Raw genomic sequence first — 13,941 nt, forward strand, 5'->3', positions numbered from 1 at the left:
CATGCCCCACGACACCGCCGTCCTGGAGCACTATCTGAAGCCGCTGCAGGCCTGCTTGGAGCCGGCCGGCGTGACGGAAGTCGTGGTCAATCGGCCAGGCGAGCTGGGCATCGAGCGCGAAGGCGGTTGGGAATGGCGCGCCGCGCCGGACCTGACCGAGGCCTGGCTTTCGACCCTGGCAAAGGCCGCAGCCGCCTTCACCGCCCAGGACGTCACCCCCGAGACGCCGATCTGCTCGACGGTGCTGCCGGGCGGCGAGCGCTGCCAGATCGTCATTCCGCCGGCCGCGGAGCGGCTGTCGCTGACCCTGCGCAAGCCGTCCGAAACGACCTTCGACCTCGACGCCTTTGCCCGAAGCGGCCTGTTCGACGCAGTGGCCTTGGCGACCAACGATCTTTCGGCTGAGGAGACACGGCTTCTGGCGTTGCGGGATGCCGGCGACTGGCCAGCCTTCTTCCGGTTGGCCGTGCAAAGCCGGCGCAATGTGCTGATCTCCGGCGCGACGGGCTCCGGCAAGACCACCTTCGCCAAGGGTCTGGTGAGGCTGATCCCCGACGGCGAACGACTACTGACCATCGAGGACGCTCGCGAGCTCACCGTCCCGCACCGCAACGCCGTCCACATGCTCTACGCCAAGGACGGGCAGGGGCTGGCCAAGGTCGGCGCCAAGCAACTGCTGGAAAGCGCCTTGCGCATGCGACCAGACCGCATCCTGTTGCAGGAGCTGCGTGACGGCACGGCCTTCTTCTACCTGCGCAACGTCAACACCGGGCACCCGGGTTCGATCACCACCATCCACGCAGACAGCGCCACTCTGGCTTTCGAGCAGCTGACCCTGCTGGTGAAAGAGTCCGAGGGCGGCCGCGATCTGGCGCGCGACGACATCCGCTCGCTGCTTCACATGCTGGTCGACGTCGTGGTGCAGCTGCGCCGCGTCGATGGCCGCTTCCGCATGACGGAGGTCTGGTATGACCCGCTTCGCAAGCGCGCCCTGGCCGCTTAAGGCCGCCTATGTCGGCACGCTGGCGGCGGCCGGCGTCGCCTTGCTGGGCGGGCTCACGGTCGTGATCGCCTTGGCGGGTCTGAAGCGCCTGTCCCCCGACATTGACGTCGCCCAGCTCCCGGCCTGGTTCTGGTACTTCCGTGACGACCCCCAGGTCCGGCGATGGCTCTGCGTCGGGCTGCTGTCGGCCTTCGGCGCCGCCAGCGTTGTTGCCATCGGCATCGTCCGCAACCTGCGTCCGCCGCTGCATGGCGCCGCTCGCTGGGCCAACGAGACCGAACTGGTCGGCGCAGGCCTTCGGTCGCGTCAGGGTATCGTTCTGGGCCGCAAGGGCGGACGCCTTCTCGTGTTCGGCGGTTCCGAACACGTCATGCTCCACGCGCCGACCCGTAGCGGCAAGGGCGTTGGCGTCGTCATCCCGAACCTGCTGACCTGGCCGGACTCGGTCGTCGTTCTCGACGTGAAGCGCGAGAACTGGGAGGCCAGCGCCGGCTTCCGCGCGGCCCATGGTCAAGCCGTCGTACTGTTCGACCCGCTCGACCCTGAGGGACGGACGGCGCGGTTCAATCCCCTCGGCCACATCGATCGCGCCGACAGCGTCGCCGTGCTCGACGAACTGCAGAAACTCGCCGTCATGCTGTTTCCGCCGCCGCAGCAAGGCGACCCATTCTGGGCGGAGGCCGCCAGGACCGGCCTGATCGGCGTCGGCGCCTATGTCGCCGAGACGCCGGATCTGCCGTTCAGCCTAGGCGCCATCTATCGGGAGCTGACCCAGGGCGATCCGCGCACCCGCCTGCCCGAAGCGGTTAAGGCGCGCGCGACCGCTGGCCAGCCGTTGTCCTATGGCGGCGTCAGCGCCCTATCGGACTTTTGTTCGGCTTCGGAGAATACCTTCGCTTCGATCAAGCAGACCATCACGGCGCGGATGAACCTTTGGCTCAATCCACGGGTCTGCGCGGCGACGGACGTCAGCGACTTCGATCTGCGGGACCTGCGCGAGCGGCGCGTGTCGCTCTATCTCGGCGTCTCGCCCGACAACCTTGCCCGCATCGCGCCGCTCTACAATCTGCTGCTGCAGCAACTGGTCGACTTGAACACCCGCGAGCGGCCGACGGCAGATCGGCACGCGGTGCAGGTGCTCATGGTGATGGATGAGTTCGCGCGGCTCGGCCACGCCGCGGTCATCGCTCACGGATTCTCCTACGTCGCCGGTTACGGCCTGCGCTTGCTGCCGGTCCTGCAGAGCCCGGCGCAGCTGAGGGCCGAGTATGGCCCCGACCTGGCCGAGGAGATCATGGCCAACTGCGGCCTGGAGATCGCCTTCGCCCCTAAGGAGCTGAAAGTGGCCCAGGACCTCTCGGAACGCCTGGGCTTCTGGACCTATTCCAGCCGCTCTCACAGCCGGCCCACGTTGTTGTCCGGCGGCCGCCGCAGCACCACCGAGTCCGACCAGCGCCGGGCGCTGATGATGCCGCAGGAGCTGATCCAGATGGATCCGGCCGACCTCATCCTGCTGCGCGCCGGCCTGCCGCCGGTGCGCGGCCGCAAAATCCAATACTGGCGCGAGAAGGCCTTCAGCGCGCGAGTTGCGCCTCCGCCGACCGTTGCCGCCCATCCGGGCATCGGAACAGGCGGCTCACTTCCGGCGCCTACGCCGATGACGGGTGGGGCGCCCCGCCTCGACGACCTGACCCTGGACCAGATCGCGCCGGCGCTGGCGGCGGCCGGTCTTGAAGCCTTGCCCCCCGAGGGGGCGACCGACGCCGAAGTCGAAAGCTGGATGGAGCGCTTCATCGACGCGTCCGTGACACGAGAGGAGACCGACCATGCCCGACGAGATTGACCGCAATCAGATCGACAGCGAGGGCCGCGGCCGCTCGACGAACAAGGGCGACGTGCCGGATCCTTTGCGCCGCCGGTACTATCTCGATGAACGCGGCGGCCCCGGCCTCGGCTTCTACGCCGACGCTCGGATCACCACCGCCACCTTCCGCGACCTGGGGGCCCGGCTGGTGACGCCGAGGTCCGACCCCAATGCGATCCGCGACATGGCGGCGGTCGCGCAGCACCGCGGCTGGACGGCCGTCGTGGTCCATGGCGACGCCGATTTCCGGCGCGAGGCCTGGCTTACGGCCAGCGCCCTTGGCCTGGAGGTGCGCGGCTACCAGGCGACCGAACGGGACCGCCAGGAGCTTGAACGCCGCCAGGCGGCGCTGGCGCGCAAAGCCACGCGCAACGCCGAGGAGCGGCCGGAACGGGGTGATCGCGAGGCGAGAGAGAACGCGGCGGCAGGGCGGACCAATATGCGCATCGTCGAGGCGGTCGTCCGGGCCCGGGTCGGCGACCGGCCGGCTCAGGATCGGATCCTGTTGGCGGCGCGTGAACGCCTGGCGTCCTTGCTGGAGCAGGGGGCCCGTGTCCGCCCTGTCGATGTCGCCCGAGCTCAGGCGGTGCAAGAGTCTCATCGCTCGCGAGATCGGCAGCGAACTCGGTAATCGGCCGGAGTGACGGCTGGCGCGGGAGAGTATTGGCTCGGGCTTGAGTCGTTGCCGGTGGTCCGTAATATGTAGTCTGGAGACCGTGGTTTCATCGGCCACAGAAGTGTCCCGCTCCCATAATGAAGGGAAGGGCGCTTCTGGCTTGGAATCTGCGGGCGTTACGCACCGCTAAGTCGCTTTCACAGGAGCGGCTGGCGATCGACGCTGGCGTCGACCGAGCCTGGGTGAGCGAACTTGAGCGAGAGCAGGGCAACACTTCCGTCGATCTGCTCGACCGCTTGGCCGAGGCCCTTGAAGTGCCGATCGCAGCGCTGTTCGCCGAGCCGGACCCTGACGCGGATAAGCCCCAGCCCCTGCGGAGCGGCCGACGCCCGCGCGACTGACCTGGGCGAGGGATAGGGCCGATGGATCGTGCCCTGGTTTGCGCGCACGGCAAGATGGTCGCGATGGTCGCCAGCGTGCTGCAGGCCTCCGGCGTCACCACCACGGACGAGTTCGCACGGCTGCTGCAGGTGTTCGCCGATACGGTCGGCGAGGAGGATGCCGAGCAGGCCGAGATTCTGGCGCTGTGGTCGGAGACGGTCGCCGCGATGCTGGAGCCGCAGTCGAAACATTAGGGCCGGGACAACCGAGGAAGCGGTCGGGAAATCTAGCTTTCCAGATCACCCATGGTGGCGACCAGGTTTGCGAGCGCCTTCCTGACGTCCAGGGAGCGAATCTTCAGGAAGCCTTGCGCCAGCTTGAGGCCGGGGGTGCTCGATAATAGCTCCGACGCGATCTGCTCGGGGTGGAAGGCGCTTGGGGCGTCGGGCGACGACGTAGGGGACAGCCCATCAAAGAAGACGTTGATGGGCACGCCAAGCGTCTGGGCCGCCTCATAAAGCTTGGAAGAGCTGATCCGATTGGCGCCGCGCTCATATTTCTGCACCTGCTGGAAGGTGATGCCGAGCTTTTCGGCCAGCGCCTCCTGGCTCATCCCGCGCACTTTTCGCGCCAGCCGCAGCTGGGCGCCGACGTGGGTGTCGACGGGGTGGGGGCCGGTCTTTTCGGAGTCATTCGAGTGGGGTGTCTCCACGGAACCTACCTCGGTTTGGACGGGGTACGCGCCTAGCCCTCGCGGGCGACGCGGGCGCGTCCTTCCGAGGCGATTTGTAGAGAATACTCCGTGGTAAAATACTCTACAAGAGGTTGCGCTCCAGCATGGATATTCGCGCCGTGCTGGCCTTCAACCTGCGCAAGTTTCGCCGACAGGCCGGCCTCTCCCAAGAGGAGCTGGCGCACCGGGCCGAGCTCGATCGCACCTACATCAGTTCGCTTGAGCGAAGCCTCTACAGCGCGTCGATCGACGTGGTCGACAAAATCGCGATGGTGCTGGGCGTGGCCACGCATGAAATGCTCGTGCGGCCGCCGCAGTCGGATAGATCAAGGAAAGGCGGCAGCTAGCAAGCGCTGAGGGGAAAGCCTTCCCCTGCGCCCGAGCCTTAAGTCTCGGTCGACCCCTTCAAGCGGGGAGGGCCCCGCAACGCCCCCGTCTAAGACTTTTCGGAATCTGCATAGAGAGACTGGATCAGCGGACAGCCTGGGTCCTGAGCAGCCTCGCAGGCCTTCACGGAGTCAGCTAGGACGCGCTCCATCCGCCTGAGATCCGCGATGCGGGCCCTGATGTCCGTCAGATGAGATGCGGCAAGGGTGCGCACCTCGGCGCAAGACGTTTGCCCGCTACCGGCGAGGCCCAGCAGGGCGCGGACCTCATCCAGCGTAAACCCCAACTCGCGCGCCCGACGCACGAAGCCCAGGCGGCTCACATCGGCGAGGCCATAACTGCGGTAGCGGCCGCGCCGAGGCGGCGCCGGCACGAGACCGATCCGCTCATAGTAGCGGATCGTCTCGATGTTGCAGCCCGTGCGGCGCGAAAGTTCGCCGATCTGAATCGCTTGGTCAGCCATGGCAGTGCCGCTTCCGATTAGGCCTTGAGTCTGTAGCCGCTACAGATGCCATCCTCGCGCGCATTGGACCAGGAAGCGATTTCATGACTGTGAGCAGCGGGCTTCGATCTCGACCAGATAGTCAGAACGGCAAGCCTGCGGAGATCGCCTTGAACTGGGCGGCGATCGCGGCCGCGGCCAGCGCGCTCTTCGCTTGGGCCGCGTGCTGCGTCCTGCCGATGTCGCTGGCGCTGGCCGGACTGAGCTTGGGCGGACTCAGTTGGTTCGCCGTTCAACGCACCTGGATCACGCTCGCCGCGCTTGCCTTACTTAGCGCAGGGTGGGTCGTCACCTGGCGGCGCGCGCGGATGTGCCGGTCGGGCGGTGCGTGCACAGCGCCGTCTCAGCTCGGCATCGGCCTGCTCAGCATTGCAACCCTCCTTGTTCTGGTGGCCCTTGCGTGGCAGCCCCTGGTCGAACCTTGGGCCCTGGCCCTGATCCGGAGCGCCCGATGAGCGACGTGCAAATTCAGCCCCGTTCTACGCTCACCTGTCCGCTATGCGGCCATCAGGCGACAGAGATCATGCCCACAGACGCCTGCCAGTACTTCTACGACTGCCAAGGTTGCAGCACCGTCCTCAAGCCCAAGCCGGGCGACTGCTGCGTATATTGTTCCTATGGTGATGTGCCCTGTCCGCCGATCCAGGAGGGTGGCGGTAAGTCGTGCTGCGGCTGAGGCCGGCGCGACAATAAAAACCCCTCAACCCCGCCGTCCGGGTTCAGCCGTCGGCGCCTGACCAGTCGACTTGTAAATCGGTGAGCGGCCGGCGGGCGTGCTCGGTCCCGCCGCGTGCCGCGGCTCCTACGGGTCCGCCCCTACGGGCGCCTGCGGCGCCGCCGGCCGCTCGACGGCGCTTCCCGCCATGGCGCTGCGCGCCAGGCTCCTTGCAGCCTCCTCCCTTGGTAGGCCGCGCTACGCGCGCCCGTGGCTTGGGGCTCCGCCCCTGGCGCACTTCGGAGCGGCTTCCGCCCAGCTTCGGGCTGGGCAGGACCGGCCAGGACGCAGGGCTTGAAGCCCTGCAGCCGGTTCCCCGCGAAGCCGCCCCTCCGTTTGCACCCCCGGTCTCGCCGACGGGCAGGGCTGCAGGCGCGCCTTGCGCCTGCAGCCATGCCCCAAGGAGCTTAGCTATGACCCAACAAGCCAACACCGTTCATCAGGACGGCGACGTCATCGATGTGCCGCTCAACAAGCTGAAGAAGTCGCCGCGCAACGCACGGCGGACCCCGCATGCCGAAGCCGACATCGAGACCCTAGCCGCGAGTATCGCGGCCAAGGGCGTCTTGCAGGCGGCGGTGGTGGAGCCCGAGACGGACGAGGCCGGGGCGGCGACCGGCTGCTATCTGGTGACCATCGGCGAGGGGCGCCGCTTGGCGCTCGCCCTGCTGGCCAAGCGCAAGGTCATTAAGAAGACCGAGCCGGTGCGCTGTGTGGTGGACCTGTCCAATGACGCCCACGAGATCAGCCTGGACGAGAACGTCACCCGCTTCCGCATGCACCCCGCCGACGAGTTCGAAGCCTTTCGCGAACAGGCTGAACGGCGGGGCCTTGGCGCCGAGGAGATCGGCGCCCGCTTCGGCGTGTCGGCCCAGGTGGTGCGCCAGCGGCTACGGCTGGGCGCGGTCAGTCCCGTTTTGATGGCGCGCTACCGCGCGGGCGATCTGACGCTCGACCAGATGATGGCCTATGCAATCAGCGAGGATCACGCCCGCCAGGAGCAGGCGTTCGACCTCCTCGGGCCGGATCGCCCGCCCTATCTGATCCGCCGCACCATGACCGAAACCAAGGTGTCGGCTACGGATCGGCGAGCGGTCTTCGTCGGCGCCGAAGCCTATGGCGAGGCGGGCGGGACCATCCTGCGCGACCTCTTCACCGAGGACGGCGGCGGCTGGTTCGAAGACGCGGGCCTGCTGGACCGCCTGGCCGCCGAGAAGCTGGCCGGGATCGCCCAGGACGTGCGGGACCGGGAGGGCTGGAAGTGGGCCGAGGCCCACATCGACTTTCCCCGCGCGCTCGGCCTCGCCCGCGTCTACCCGCACCCGGTGGAGCGCCCGCAGGAAGAGGCCGCCCGCATGGCTGCGCTGTCCGAAGAATACGACGCCCTGGTCAGCGAGTGGGACGCCGTTGAGGAACTCCCGCCCGAGGTTGAGGCCCGGTTCGCCGAGATCGATGCGGCGCTTGAAGCCTTCGGCGATGGGACCGCCTTTGACCCCGAGGAGATCGCGCGCGGCGGGGTGTTCGTCATCCTGGGCCAGGACGGCATGGCCCGCATCGAGCGGGGCATGATCCGGCCCGAGGACATCCCGGCGCCCGAGCCCGAAACGGAGTCGGAAGGCGAAGTGGCTGGCGGGCTGGAGAGCGAGGAGGAGGGGGCGTCAGCCGAAGCCGATGAGGCCGACGAGGAGGCGGGCGCCCCTTTGTCGGAGCGGCTGGTTCTGGACCTCACGGCCCATCGGACCCTGGCGCTGCGCGACGCATTGGGCGCCAGCCCCACGGTCGCCCTGTCGGCGGTGGTGCACAGCTTGGCGCTGTTCGCCTTCTATCCGCCCTACGACCGGACCTCCTGTTTGGAGATCAAGGGGGTGTCCACCTATCTCGACGGCCACGCGCCGGGCATCGACGAGAGCCGCGCCGGACGCAGCATCGCCGAGCGCCATGAGCGTTGGGCGGTGCGCCTGCCCAAACAGGCGGCGGACCTATGGACCTTTGTGCAGGGGCTGGCGGCGACGGACCTTCTGGACCTGCTGGCCCACGGCGCGAGCCTGACGGTCAATGCCGTTCGCACGGCGTTCGACCGCAAGCCGGGGGCGTGGGCCCATGCCGACCGGCTGGCCCAGGCCGTCGACCTCGACATGACGGGCTACTGGTCGCCCACCGTCGCGAGCTATCTGGGCCGCGTCACCAAGGCCAGGATCTGCGAGGCGGTGCGGGAGGCCGTCTCGGAGGAGGCGGCGGAGCGGATCAGCGGCATGAAGAAGCCCGACATGGCGTCGGAAGCCGAGGCGCTTTTGGCTGGGAAGGGCTGGTTGCCAAGCCTGCTGCGGGCGCCAGTCCCGTTGGAGTCCGAGGTTCGGTCCGAGGCGCCGAGCCTAACCGAAGAAGCCGCCTAAGGGCGGGCCGCAGCTTGCGGCCTTCATCTCTCTGACTTGGGGCCGTTCGCCGACGAGGCTGGCGGCCCCTTCTTCTTGCGTGATTGCACCGGCGTCGCCGGTGGCGTGGTCCCGTCGCCGGGCCGAACTCCTGACCTTCGCAACCGACCCATGCCGCCTCTCTGGCCTGATAGGGCCGAGGGGTGCGGGCCGTTCCGGCCCCGCTGATCGCCGCAACGCCGGCTCTCGACTTCTTTCCCCTCGCGCCTTCGGCGCAATTCCTCGCGCGGCAAACAAGTCGTCGCCGGCGTCCTCCGCTGCGCTCCGGGCCTGCGGCTGCGGCGCTCAGCGCCCCTCGGCCTGGAAATCGCCATCGAGGCCGCGATGGGCGCGGTCCGAGGAACAAGGAGACTTCACCATGGCGACCATCGGCACCTTCACCAAGGACGACGCCGGCAACTACAACGGCGCGATCAAGACGCTGACCCTCAACGTCAAGTCCGCCGTCCTGCGCAAGGTCGAGAAGGACAACGACAAGGCCCCCGACTTCCGCATCTTCTCCGGCCAGACCGAATTCGGCGCCGCCTGGATGAAGACGTCCCGCGAGGACCGGGCCTACCTCTCGGTCAAGCTGGACGACCCGAGCTTCCCGGCTCCGATCTACGCCAGCCTGGTCGACGCCGACGAGGGCTACAGCCTGATCTGGTCGCGCAGCCGCCAAGCCGACTGACCTTCTCGCAGAGCGCCCCGCCCATCTGGCGGGGCGCCGCTTCCCCAACAGCTCAAATCACAGGAGGCCGCCATGTCGCGCCCTCACGAAAAGTCACGCCCGGATATCTACAGCCGGGTCACCAACGCCATCGTCGCCGACCTCGAAAACGGCGTTCGTCCTTGGACCAAGCCCTGGTCCGCCGAGCACCTCGCGGGCCGGATCACGCGGCCGCTCCGCTCCACCGGCGAGCCCTACAGCGGGATCAATGTCGTTCTGCTCTGGGCCGAGGCGGTCGCCCACGGCTACACGGCGCCGATCTGGATCACCTTCCGCCAGGCGCTGGCGCTCGGCGGCCACGTTCGCAAGGGCCAGCACGGCGCCACGGTGGTCTACGCCAACCGGATCACCCGCACCGAGTCCGGCGACGATGGCCAGGACACCGAGCGCCAGATCCCCTTCCTGAAGGCCTACACCGTCTTCAACGTCGATCAGGTCGAGGGTCTGCCCGTCCACTTCTATGCGGCGCCTGAGCCCAAGCTCGATGCCGCCCAGCGGATCGGGTACGCCGACGCCTTCTTCGCCGCGACCGCGGCCGACATCCGCCACGGCGGCAATCAGGCCTACTACGCTCTGCAGCCCGACTATGTGCAGATGCCGCCCTTCGAATGCTTCGAGGAGCCCGAGGCGTACTACGCCACCTTGGCTCACGAATGCACCCATTGGACCCGGCACCCGACCCGGCTCGACCGTGATTTCGGCCGCAAGCGCTGGGGTGACGACGGCTACGCTCGTGAGGAGCTGGTCGCCGAACTGGGCGCGGCGTTCCTCTGCGCCGACCTGGGTCTTGAACTGCAGCCCAGGCCCGATCATGCCAGCTACATCGCCAGCTGGCTGGAGGTGCTGAAGGACGACCGGCGGTTCATCTTCACCGCCGCCGCCCACGCTCAACGGGCCGCCGACTTCCTTCATCACCGTCAGGTCCAAACCTTTGCCGCCTGATGGTGCGCGGCGAGCGCTCAGGCGCTCGCCGCAAAGGCAGGGTGGCCGCGCCTCACGGCGTCTTCTGACGTTCGGTCAGCGCCAATTCTGCGAACCTAAGCAGTCCGCTGTAGGACTGCGCATAGAGTTGACCGCGGCCATGATCGTCGACCAGCAAGCCGATGCCGGCGGATTGCGCGAGGGCATTCACATCGGCCGCAGCCGTTGGCGGCAGGTAAAAGGCCACCAGCGGATAGGGCTCCTTATGGTGGCCGCCGAGCACTCCCCCGTTGCAGCTCGCGACCGGTGTGGCGCCGAGCGCTGAGAGCGCGATGGTCGCGGAGGCGACGCCGGGGTCCAGACTCCATAGCGCCTCGACGCCGTATTCGGCGACCAGTTCCTCGCTGATCGCCTCTTCCTCGGCGTCGAGGTCGATGGCCGCCTCGAGACGCGCCAGAACCCCGCGTTCTATTTCCAGCGTCTCGGCGACATCGTTCCAGTCCATGCCGCGCAGGTCCATGAACGCCCGGTTGCCGTCGAACGCGCCGTCCTCATCAGCCGCCTCGAGCGTCACGTCATCCGGGGGCGAGGCGAGTCGGCTGGCGTCGAAATCTCGCCGTATGGCGACGGGGGCAATATGGCTGGCCATGCGCTCTTCGCTTGACGGCGCGGCTCCCGAGGGGAACAAACCAGAAACTTTACTCGACGGGGGGCCGCTGTGGCGCCACTGTGGCGCCATGCTCGCCGATTCGAAACCAAGCAATGTTCGGGCCTTGGACCGCATCAACCTGCGGCTCAGCGCCGACACCTTCGACGCCATCGACGCTGCGCGCGGCGAACGTCCCGGTGCGATCTCCCGTAACACTTGGATAACCGAAGCCATTCAAGAAAAGCTGGCGCGCGAGCACGCCGCGGAGGATCGCGGAACCCATGCCTAGCTTCTATGAATTCTTCGCCGGCGGCGGTATGGCGCGGGCGGGCCTGGGCGAGCAATGGACTTGCCTCTTCGCCAACGACTTCGACCACAAGAAGGGCCTGACCTATCAGGCCAACTGGGATTGCGGCGGCGAGCTCAAAATCGGCGACGTGCGCGAAGTGACGGTCGACGATCTGCCAGGGGTGGCCGATCTCGCCTGGGGCTCCTTCCCCTGCCAAGACCTGTCTCTGGCCGGTGGCGGCGCGGGATTGAGAGGTGAGCGTTCGGGCACCTTCTACCCCTTCTGGGATGTGATGAAGGCGCTGATCGCTGATGGCCGCGCGCCGAAGATCATCGCCCTGGAGAACGTCTGCGGGACCCTGACCTCCCACGGCGGGCGCGACTTCGAAGCCATCTGCAAGACCTTCGCCGACGCCGGCTATCGGTATGGCGCCCTGGTGATCAACGCGGCCCTGTTCGTTCCGCAATCGCGGCCGCGCCTCTTCGTCATCGGCGTGCATGAAGACCTCGCCATCGATCCGACCCTGCTTGCGCCGGGGCCGATAGCGCCCTTCCATACGCCCGGCCTTTGCCGTGCGATCGATGGGATCAGCGCCAAGTCACGCAAGCGGCTGGTCTGGTGGAACGTCCCCGTGCCAGCCCGACGCAATTCGACCTTCGCCGACCTGGTCGAGGAGTCGCCAACGAGCGTCGCTTGGCACACGCCCGCCGAAACCCAGCAGGTGCTCGACATGATGTCTCCGATCAACCTCGCCAAGGTCGAGGCCGCCAAGCGCGCCGGCCGGCGGATGGTGGGCGGAATCTATCGGCGCACCCGGCACGACGAGGGCGGCGCCAAGGTGCAGCGCACCGAGGTGCGGTTCGACGATGTGGCCGGCTGCCTGCGCACGCCGGCCGGTGGATCGAGCCGGCAGGTGATCATCGTCATCGACGGCAAATCCGTGCGCACGCGCCTCGTCTCGGCTCGCGAAACGGCGCGGCTGATGGGACTGCCTGACGACTACAAACTGCCGCGCAATTACAATGAAGCCTATCACCTGACCGGCGACGGAGTGGCGGTCGATGTGGTGCGGCATCTGGCCGAGCATATCTTCGAGCCGCTGCTCGGGACGACCGAGAGAAAGGCGCGGCAAGCCGCGTGAGCGTCATCCCCTGCGAACAGGACCCCCAGCTGCGCGCGCAGATCGAGCGTTTCGCGGAGGTCCTCAAGACGCAGGCCCACCTCCTGGGCGATCACGGCCTGACCGAAAAGGAATTCTATCGCTCCGCCATCTTCCGGGGGGCCGTCGAGAAGGTTCGCGGCGAGTTCTCCGCCACCATGCGGGGCAAGCGCGAGTTCGTGCAGCACGTGCTGAACCACCTGGAGGACGGCGGTCACATCGCCGGCTGGGACAGGGCCAAGCGCGGCGCGCGCAATGACTACTATGTACGGCTCGAGAGCGGCCGGACGGCGGTGATCGACCTGAAGGGCTGCCTTGACGGCGCCAACACCAACATCTTCGAACGCCCGCCCGAAGCTGACGAGTTCATCACGTGGAGCCTTTGCACCAACGTCGGCGCCGACCCGCGCCGCAACGCCTGGTCAGGCCTACACACGCGGCTCAGCGCCGAGATGCTCTCGCGCAATCAGAGGGTCGATGGCCTGGTGATCTGGGACATGATTTGCGGCACGGTCGGGAGGCCTTGCCCGAAGCTCGCGGCCCTGTCGCCGCAGACCCGTCTGACCCGCCTGGGCCCCTTTGAGACGCCGCCGCCGTGCCTCTATGTGCTGCCGGCTGACATCCCTACGCCCGAGCGTCCCCTCGCTGCGGCTCAGGGGCTCGACGGAGTGGAGCTGATGGCCGCCTTCCATCGGGCCTTCGGCGGCGCCAATGACGAGGTGAACTTCGTCGACTTCGAAGTCGCTGAGGCCGATGGCGGATTAGTGCGGCGCACGACGATCCGCCGCGCCGGTTTGGTCCAGCATGCTTCCGAGATGACGGCGATCCGCCGTGTCTGATCCGCCCTCACTCTTTGGGCGCGACCCCGACGCCACCAACATCCCGCCGTTCGAGACTGATGACCTGCGCACGCAGCTCTCCCGCTTCCTCGACGCGCCTTTCAGCGATCCCAGCGGCGCAAGCGTGAAGATCGGCGACTACCAATGGGGCGTCTACGCCTTCTTCGACTACGACGGCGAACCAATCTACGTCGGCCAGACCAAGGAGCGGGTTCGTACCCGAATCCGCCGGCATCTGACAAATCAGCGAACGGACGCCGTCGCCATGTCGGTGCTCGATCCTTTTGAGGTTCTCGACATCGAGGTCTGGCCGATCCCGGAGCTGGAGGGCGTCGACAAGCGCGACAAGGCCGCCAAGGCCCATCTAAACGCCCTGGAGCGACTGATCACCGAGGCCGCCGTCCAGGGCTCGCGGTTCAAGGCCATCCTCAACGAGAAGGACCCGCCCGTCGGTACGGTGGCAGTGACCGCGCCACCGTCCGTGCGCGATCGGGTCGTCTCTGAAAGGGTCTATGAACTGCGGCGCCATCCGGATTTCAGGATTGCCCGGCGCGCGTTGATCATCTCGCGCTTGGCCCAGGTGATCTCTGAACGTGAGGTCCAGGGCGGACTGCGCCGTGTCCTGCTGACCCAGGCCAAGCGTCTGCAGTGGCTGTCGGAGCGGCGCTACCAGGCGCTGGGCGGGGCGGCGTCGGTGCCCAACGAGAGCGAAGACGGCGCCGAGACCTAAAGGCTCAGGCCG

At 67.6% G+C, this 13,941-nt stretch carries 18 protein-coding genes; 15 read left to right on the forward strand and 3 right to left on the reverse strand.

The annotated features are described in order from the left end of the window. Nucleotide 1: 1 nt before the first annotated feature. The 5 genes from virB11 (at nt 2) to ACFLIT_RS01140 (ending at nt 4,118) form a co-directional block, all read left to right on the forward strand. Nucleotides 2–1,003, forward strand: coding sequence for a P-type DNA transfer ATPase VirB11 (virB11, locus tag ACFLIT_RS01120; RefSeq protein WP_479909337.1), 1,002 nt, complete (start codon nt 2–4; stop codon nt 1,001–1,003). Continuing rightward, on the forward strand, nt 969–2,846 hold the full coding sequence (locus ACFLIT_RS01125; RefSeq protein WP_479909338.1) for a type IV secretory system conjugative DNA transfer family protein: 1,878 nt from the start codon (nt 969–971) through the stop codon (nt 2,844–2,846). The genes virB11 and ACFLIT_RS01125 overlap by 35 nt, the downstream gene beginning before the upstream one ends. Next, entirely contained in the window at nt 2,830–3,498 is a 669-nt protein-coding gene (locus ACFLIT_RS01130) for an LPD7 domain-containing protein (protein WP_479909339.1), read from the forward strand. The genes ACFLIT_RS01125 and ACFLIT_RS01130 overlap by 17 nt, the downstream gene beginning before the upstream one ends. Nucleotides 3,499–3,620: 122 nt before the next feature. Continuing rightward, nucleotides 3,621–3,884 (forward strand): helix-turn-helix domain-containing protein, encoded by a 264-nt coding sequence (locus ACFLIT_RS01135; RefSeq protein ID WP_479909340.1) that lies wholly within the window; start codon nt 3,621–3,623, stop codon nt 3,882–3,884. Between the two features lie 21 nt (nt 3,885–3,905). Continuing rightward, entirely contained in the window at nt 3,906–4,118 is a 213-nt protein-coding gene (locus tag ACFLIT_RS01140; RefSeq protein WP_479909341.1) for a hypothetical protein, read from the forward strand. A gap of 32 nt (nt 4,119–4,150) precedes the next feature. Here the strand turns inward: ACFLIT_RS01140 and ACFLIT_RS01145 are convergent, their stop codons facing one another. Further along, entirely contained in the window at nt 4,151–4,576 is a 426-nt protein-coding gene (locus ACFLIT_RS01145; protein WP_479909342.1) for a helix-turn-helix domain-containing protein, read from the reverse strand. 125 nt (nt 4,577–4,701) lie between these two features. On the opposite strand from ACFLIT_RS01145, the gene ACFLIT_RS01150 reads away from it, so the two are divergent. Next, nucleotides 4,702–4,944, forward strand: a complete 243-nt coding sequence (locus ACFLIT_RS01150; RefSeq protein WP_479909343.1) for a helix-turn-helix transcriptional regulator — start codon at nt 4,702–4,704, stop codon at nt 4,942–4,944. An 89-nt stretch (nt 4,945–5,033) separates the two neighbouring features. Here ACFLIT_RS01150 and ACFLIT_RS01155 read toward each other — a convergent pair whose 3' ends face one another. After that, a complete protein-coding gene (locus ACFLIT_RS01155; RefSeq protein ID WP_479909344.1) occupies nt 5,034–5,447 on the reverse strand; it encodes a MerR family transcriptional regulator in 414 nt (137 codons plus the stop codon). An 83-nt stretch (nt 5,448–5,530) separates the two neighbouring features. On the opposite strand from ACFLIT_RS01155, the gene ACFLIT_RS01160 reads away from it, so the two are divergent. The 5 genes from ACFLIT_RS01160 (at nt 5,531) to ACFLIT_RS01180 (ending at nt 10,284) form a co-directional block, all read left to right on the forward strand. Then, nucleotides 5,531–5,941 carry an MFS transporter permease gene (locus tag ACFLIT_RS01160; protein WP_479909345.1) on the forward strand — a complete coding sequence of 137 codons (411 nt, stop codon included), beginning with the start codon at nt 5,531–5,533 and terminating at the stop codon, nt 5,939–5,941. After that, nucleotides 5,938–6,162, forward strand: coding sequence for a GDCCVxC domain-containing (seleno)protein (locus ACFLIT_RS01165; protein ID WP_479909346.1), 225 nt, complete (start codon nt 5,938–5,940; stop codon nt 6,160–6,162). The genes ACFLIT_RS01160 and ACFLIT_RS01165 overlap by 4 nt, the downstream gene beginning before the upstream one ends. 452 nt (nt 6,163–6,614) lie before the next feature. Beyond that, nucleotides 6,615–8,594 (forward strand): ParB/RepB/Spo0J family partition protein, encoded by a 1,980-nt coding sequence (locus ACFLIT_RS01170; protein WP_479909347.1) that lies wholly within the window; start codon nt 6,615–6,617, stop codon nt 8,592–8,594. Between the two features lie 397 nt (nt 8,595–8,991). After that, a complete protein-coding gene (locus tag ACFLIT_RS01175; RefSeq protein WP_479909348.1) occupies nt 8,992–9,303 on the forward strand; it encodes a DUF736 domain-containing protein in 312 nt (103 codons plus the stop codon). 72 nt (nt 9,304–9,375) lie between these two features. Further along, nucleotides 9,376–10,284 carry an ArdC family protein gene (locus ACFLIT_RS01180; protein ID WP_479909349.1) on the forward strand — a complete coding sequence of 303 codons (909 nt, stop codon included), beginning with the start codon at nt 9,376–9,378 and terminating at the stop codon, nt 10,282–10,284. 52 nt (nt 10,285–10,336) lie between these two features. Here the strand turns inward: ACFLIT_RS01180 and ACFLIT_RS01185 are convergent, their stop codons facing one another. Further along, a complete protein-coding gene (locus tag ACFLIT_RS01185; protein ID WP_479909350.1) occupies nt 10,337–10,912 on the reverse strand; it encodes a hypothetical protein in 576 nt (191 codons plus the stop codon). An 88-nt stretch (nt 10,913–11,000) separates the two neighbouring features. Between ACFLIT_RS01185 and ACFLIT_RS01190 the strand changes: the two genes are divergently transcribed. From ACFLIT_RS01190 to ACFLIT_RS01205, 4 genes are read left to right on the forward strand one after another with little or no spacing between them, the layout of a single operon-like run. Further along, complete coding sequence (locus tag ACFLIT_RS01190) at nt 11,001–11,201, forward strand: hypothetical protein (protein ID WP_479909351.1); 201 nt, start codon at nt 11,001–11,003, stop codon at nt 11,199–11,201. Beyond that, nucleotides 11,194–12,342: a DNA cytosine methyltransferase gene (locus tag ACFLIT_RS01195; protein WP_479909352.1), complete on the forward strand. Its 1,149-nt coding sequence runs from the start codon at nt 11,194–11,196 to the stop codon at nt 12,340–12,342. The genes ACFLIT_RS01190 and ACFLIT_RS01195 overlap by 8 nt, the downstream gene beginning before the upstream one ends. Next, complete coding sequence (locus ACFLIT_RS01200; RefSeq protein WP_479909353.1) at nt 12,339–13,199, forward strand: hypothetical protein; 861 nt, start codon at nt 12,339–12,341, stop codon at nt 13,197–13,199. The genes ACFLIT_RS01195 and ACFLIT_RS01200 overlap by 4 nt, the downstream gene beginning before the upstream one ends. Continuing rightward, the gene (locus ACFLIT_RS01205) at nt 13,192–13,929 is read left to right on the forward strand and encodes a GIY-YIG nuclease family protein (RefSeq protein WP_479909354.1); all 738 of its coding nucleotides are present in this window, start codon (nt 13,192–13,194) and stop codon (nt 13,927–13,929) included. Before ACFLIT_RS01200 ends, ACFLIT_RS01205 begins: the two co-directional genes overlap by 8 nt. The last annotated feature ends 12 nt before the right edge of the window (nt 13,930–13,941 follow it).

It is taken from the genome of Caulobacter sp. HJHS_5 (genome assembly GCF_056683955.1).

Coding starts and splice junctions, on each gene's coding strand:
- ACFLIT_RS01195 (WP_479909352.1), top strand. CDS start 11,194: ATGCCTAGCTTCTATGAATTCTTCGCCGGCGGCGGTATGGCGCGGGCG.
- ACFLIT_RS01175 (WP_479909348.1), top strand. CDS start 8,992: ATGGCGACCATCGGCACCTTCACCAAGGACGACGCCGGCAACTACAAC.
- ACFLIT_RS01140 (WP_479909341.1), top strand. CDS start 3,906: ATGGATCGTGCCCTGGTTTGCGCGCACGGCAAGATGGTCGCGATGGTC.
- ACFLIT_RS01135 (WP_479909340.1), top strand. CDS start 3,621: ATGAAGGGAAGGGCGCTTCTGGCTTGGAATCTGCGGGCGTTACGCACC.
- ACFLIT_RS01150 (WP_479909343.1), top strand. CDS start 4,702: ATGGATATTCGCGCCGTGCTGGCCTTCAACCTGCGCAAGTTTCGCCGA.
- virB11 (WP_479909337.1), top strand. CDS start 2: ATGCCCCACGACACCGCCGTCCTGGAGCACTATCTGAAGCCGCTGCAG.
- ACFLIT_RS01160 (WP_479909345.1), top strand. CDS start 5,531: ATGACTGTGAGCAGCGGGCTTCGATCTCGACCAGATAGTCAGAACGGC.
- ACFLIT_RS01180 (WP_479909349.1), top strand. CDS start 9,376: ATGTCGCGCCCTCACGAAAAGTCACGCCCGGATATCTACAGCCGGGTC.
- ACFLIT_RS01130 (WP_479909339.1), top strand. CDS start 2,830: ATGCCCGACGAGATTGACCGCAATCAGATCGACAGCGAGGGCCGCGGC.
- ACFLIT_RS01125 (WP_479909338.1), top strand. CDS start 969: ATGACCCGCTTCGCAAGCGCGCCCTGGCCGCTTAAGGCCGCCTATGTC.
- ACFLIT_RS01165 (WP_479909346.1), top strand. CDS start 5,938: ATGAGCGACGTGCAAATTCAGCCCCGTTCTACGCTCACCTGTCCGCTA.
- ACFLIT_RS01170 (WP_479909347.1), top strand. CDS start 6,615: ATGACCCAACAAGCCAACACCGTTCATCAGGACGGCGACGTCATCGAT.
- ACFLIT_RS01155 (WP_479909344.1), bottom strand. CDS start 5,447: ATGGCTGACCAAGCGATTCAGATCGGCGAACTTTCGCGCCGCACGGGC.
- ACFLIT_RS01185 (WP_479909350.1), bottom strand. CDS start 10,912: ATGGCCAGCCATATTGCCCCCGTCGCCATACGGCGAGATTTCGACGCC.
- ACFLIT_RS01190 (WP_479909351.1), top strand. CDS start 11,001: ATGCTCGCCGATTCGAAACCAAGCAATGTTCGGGCCTTGGACCGCATC.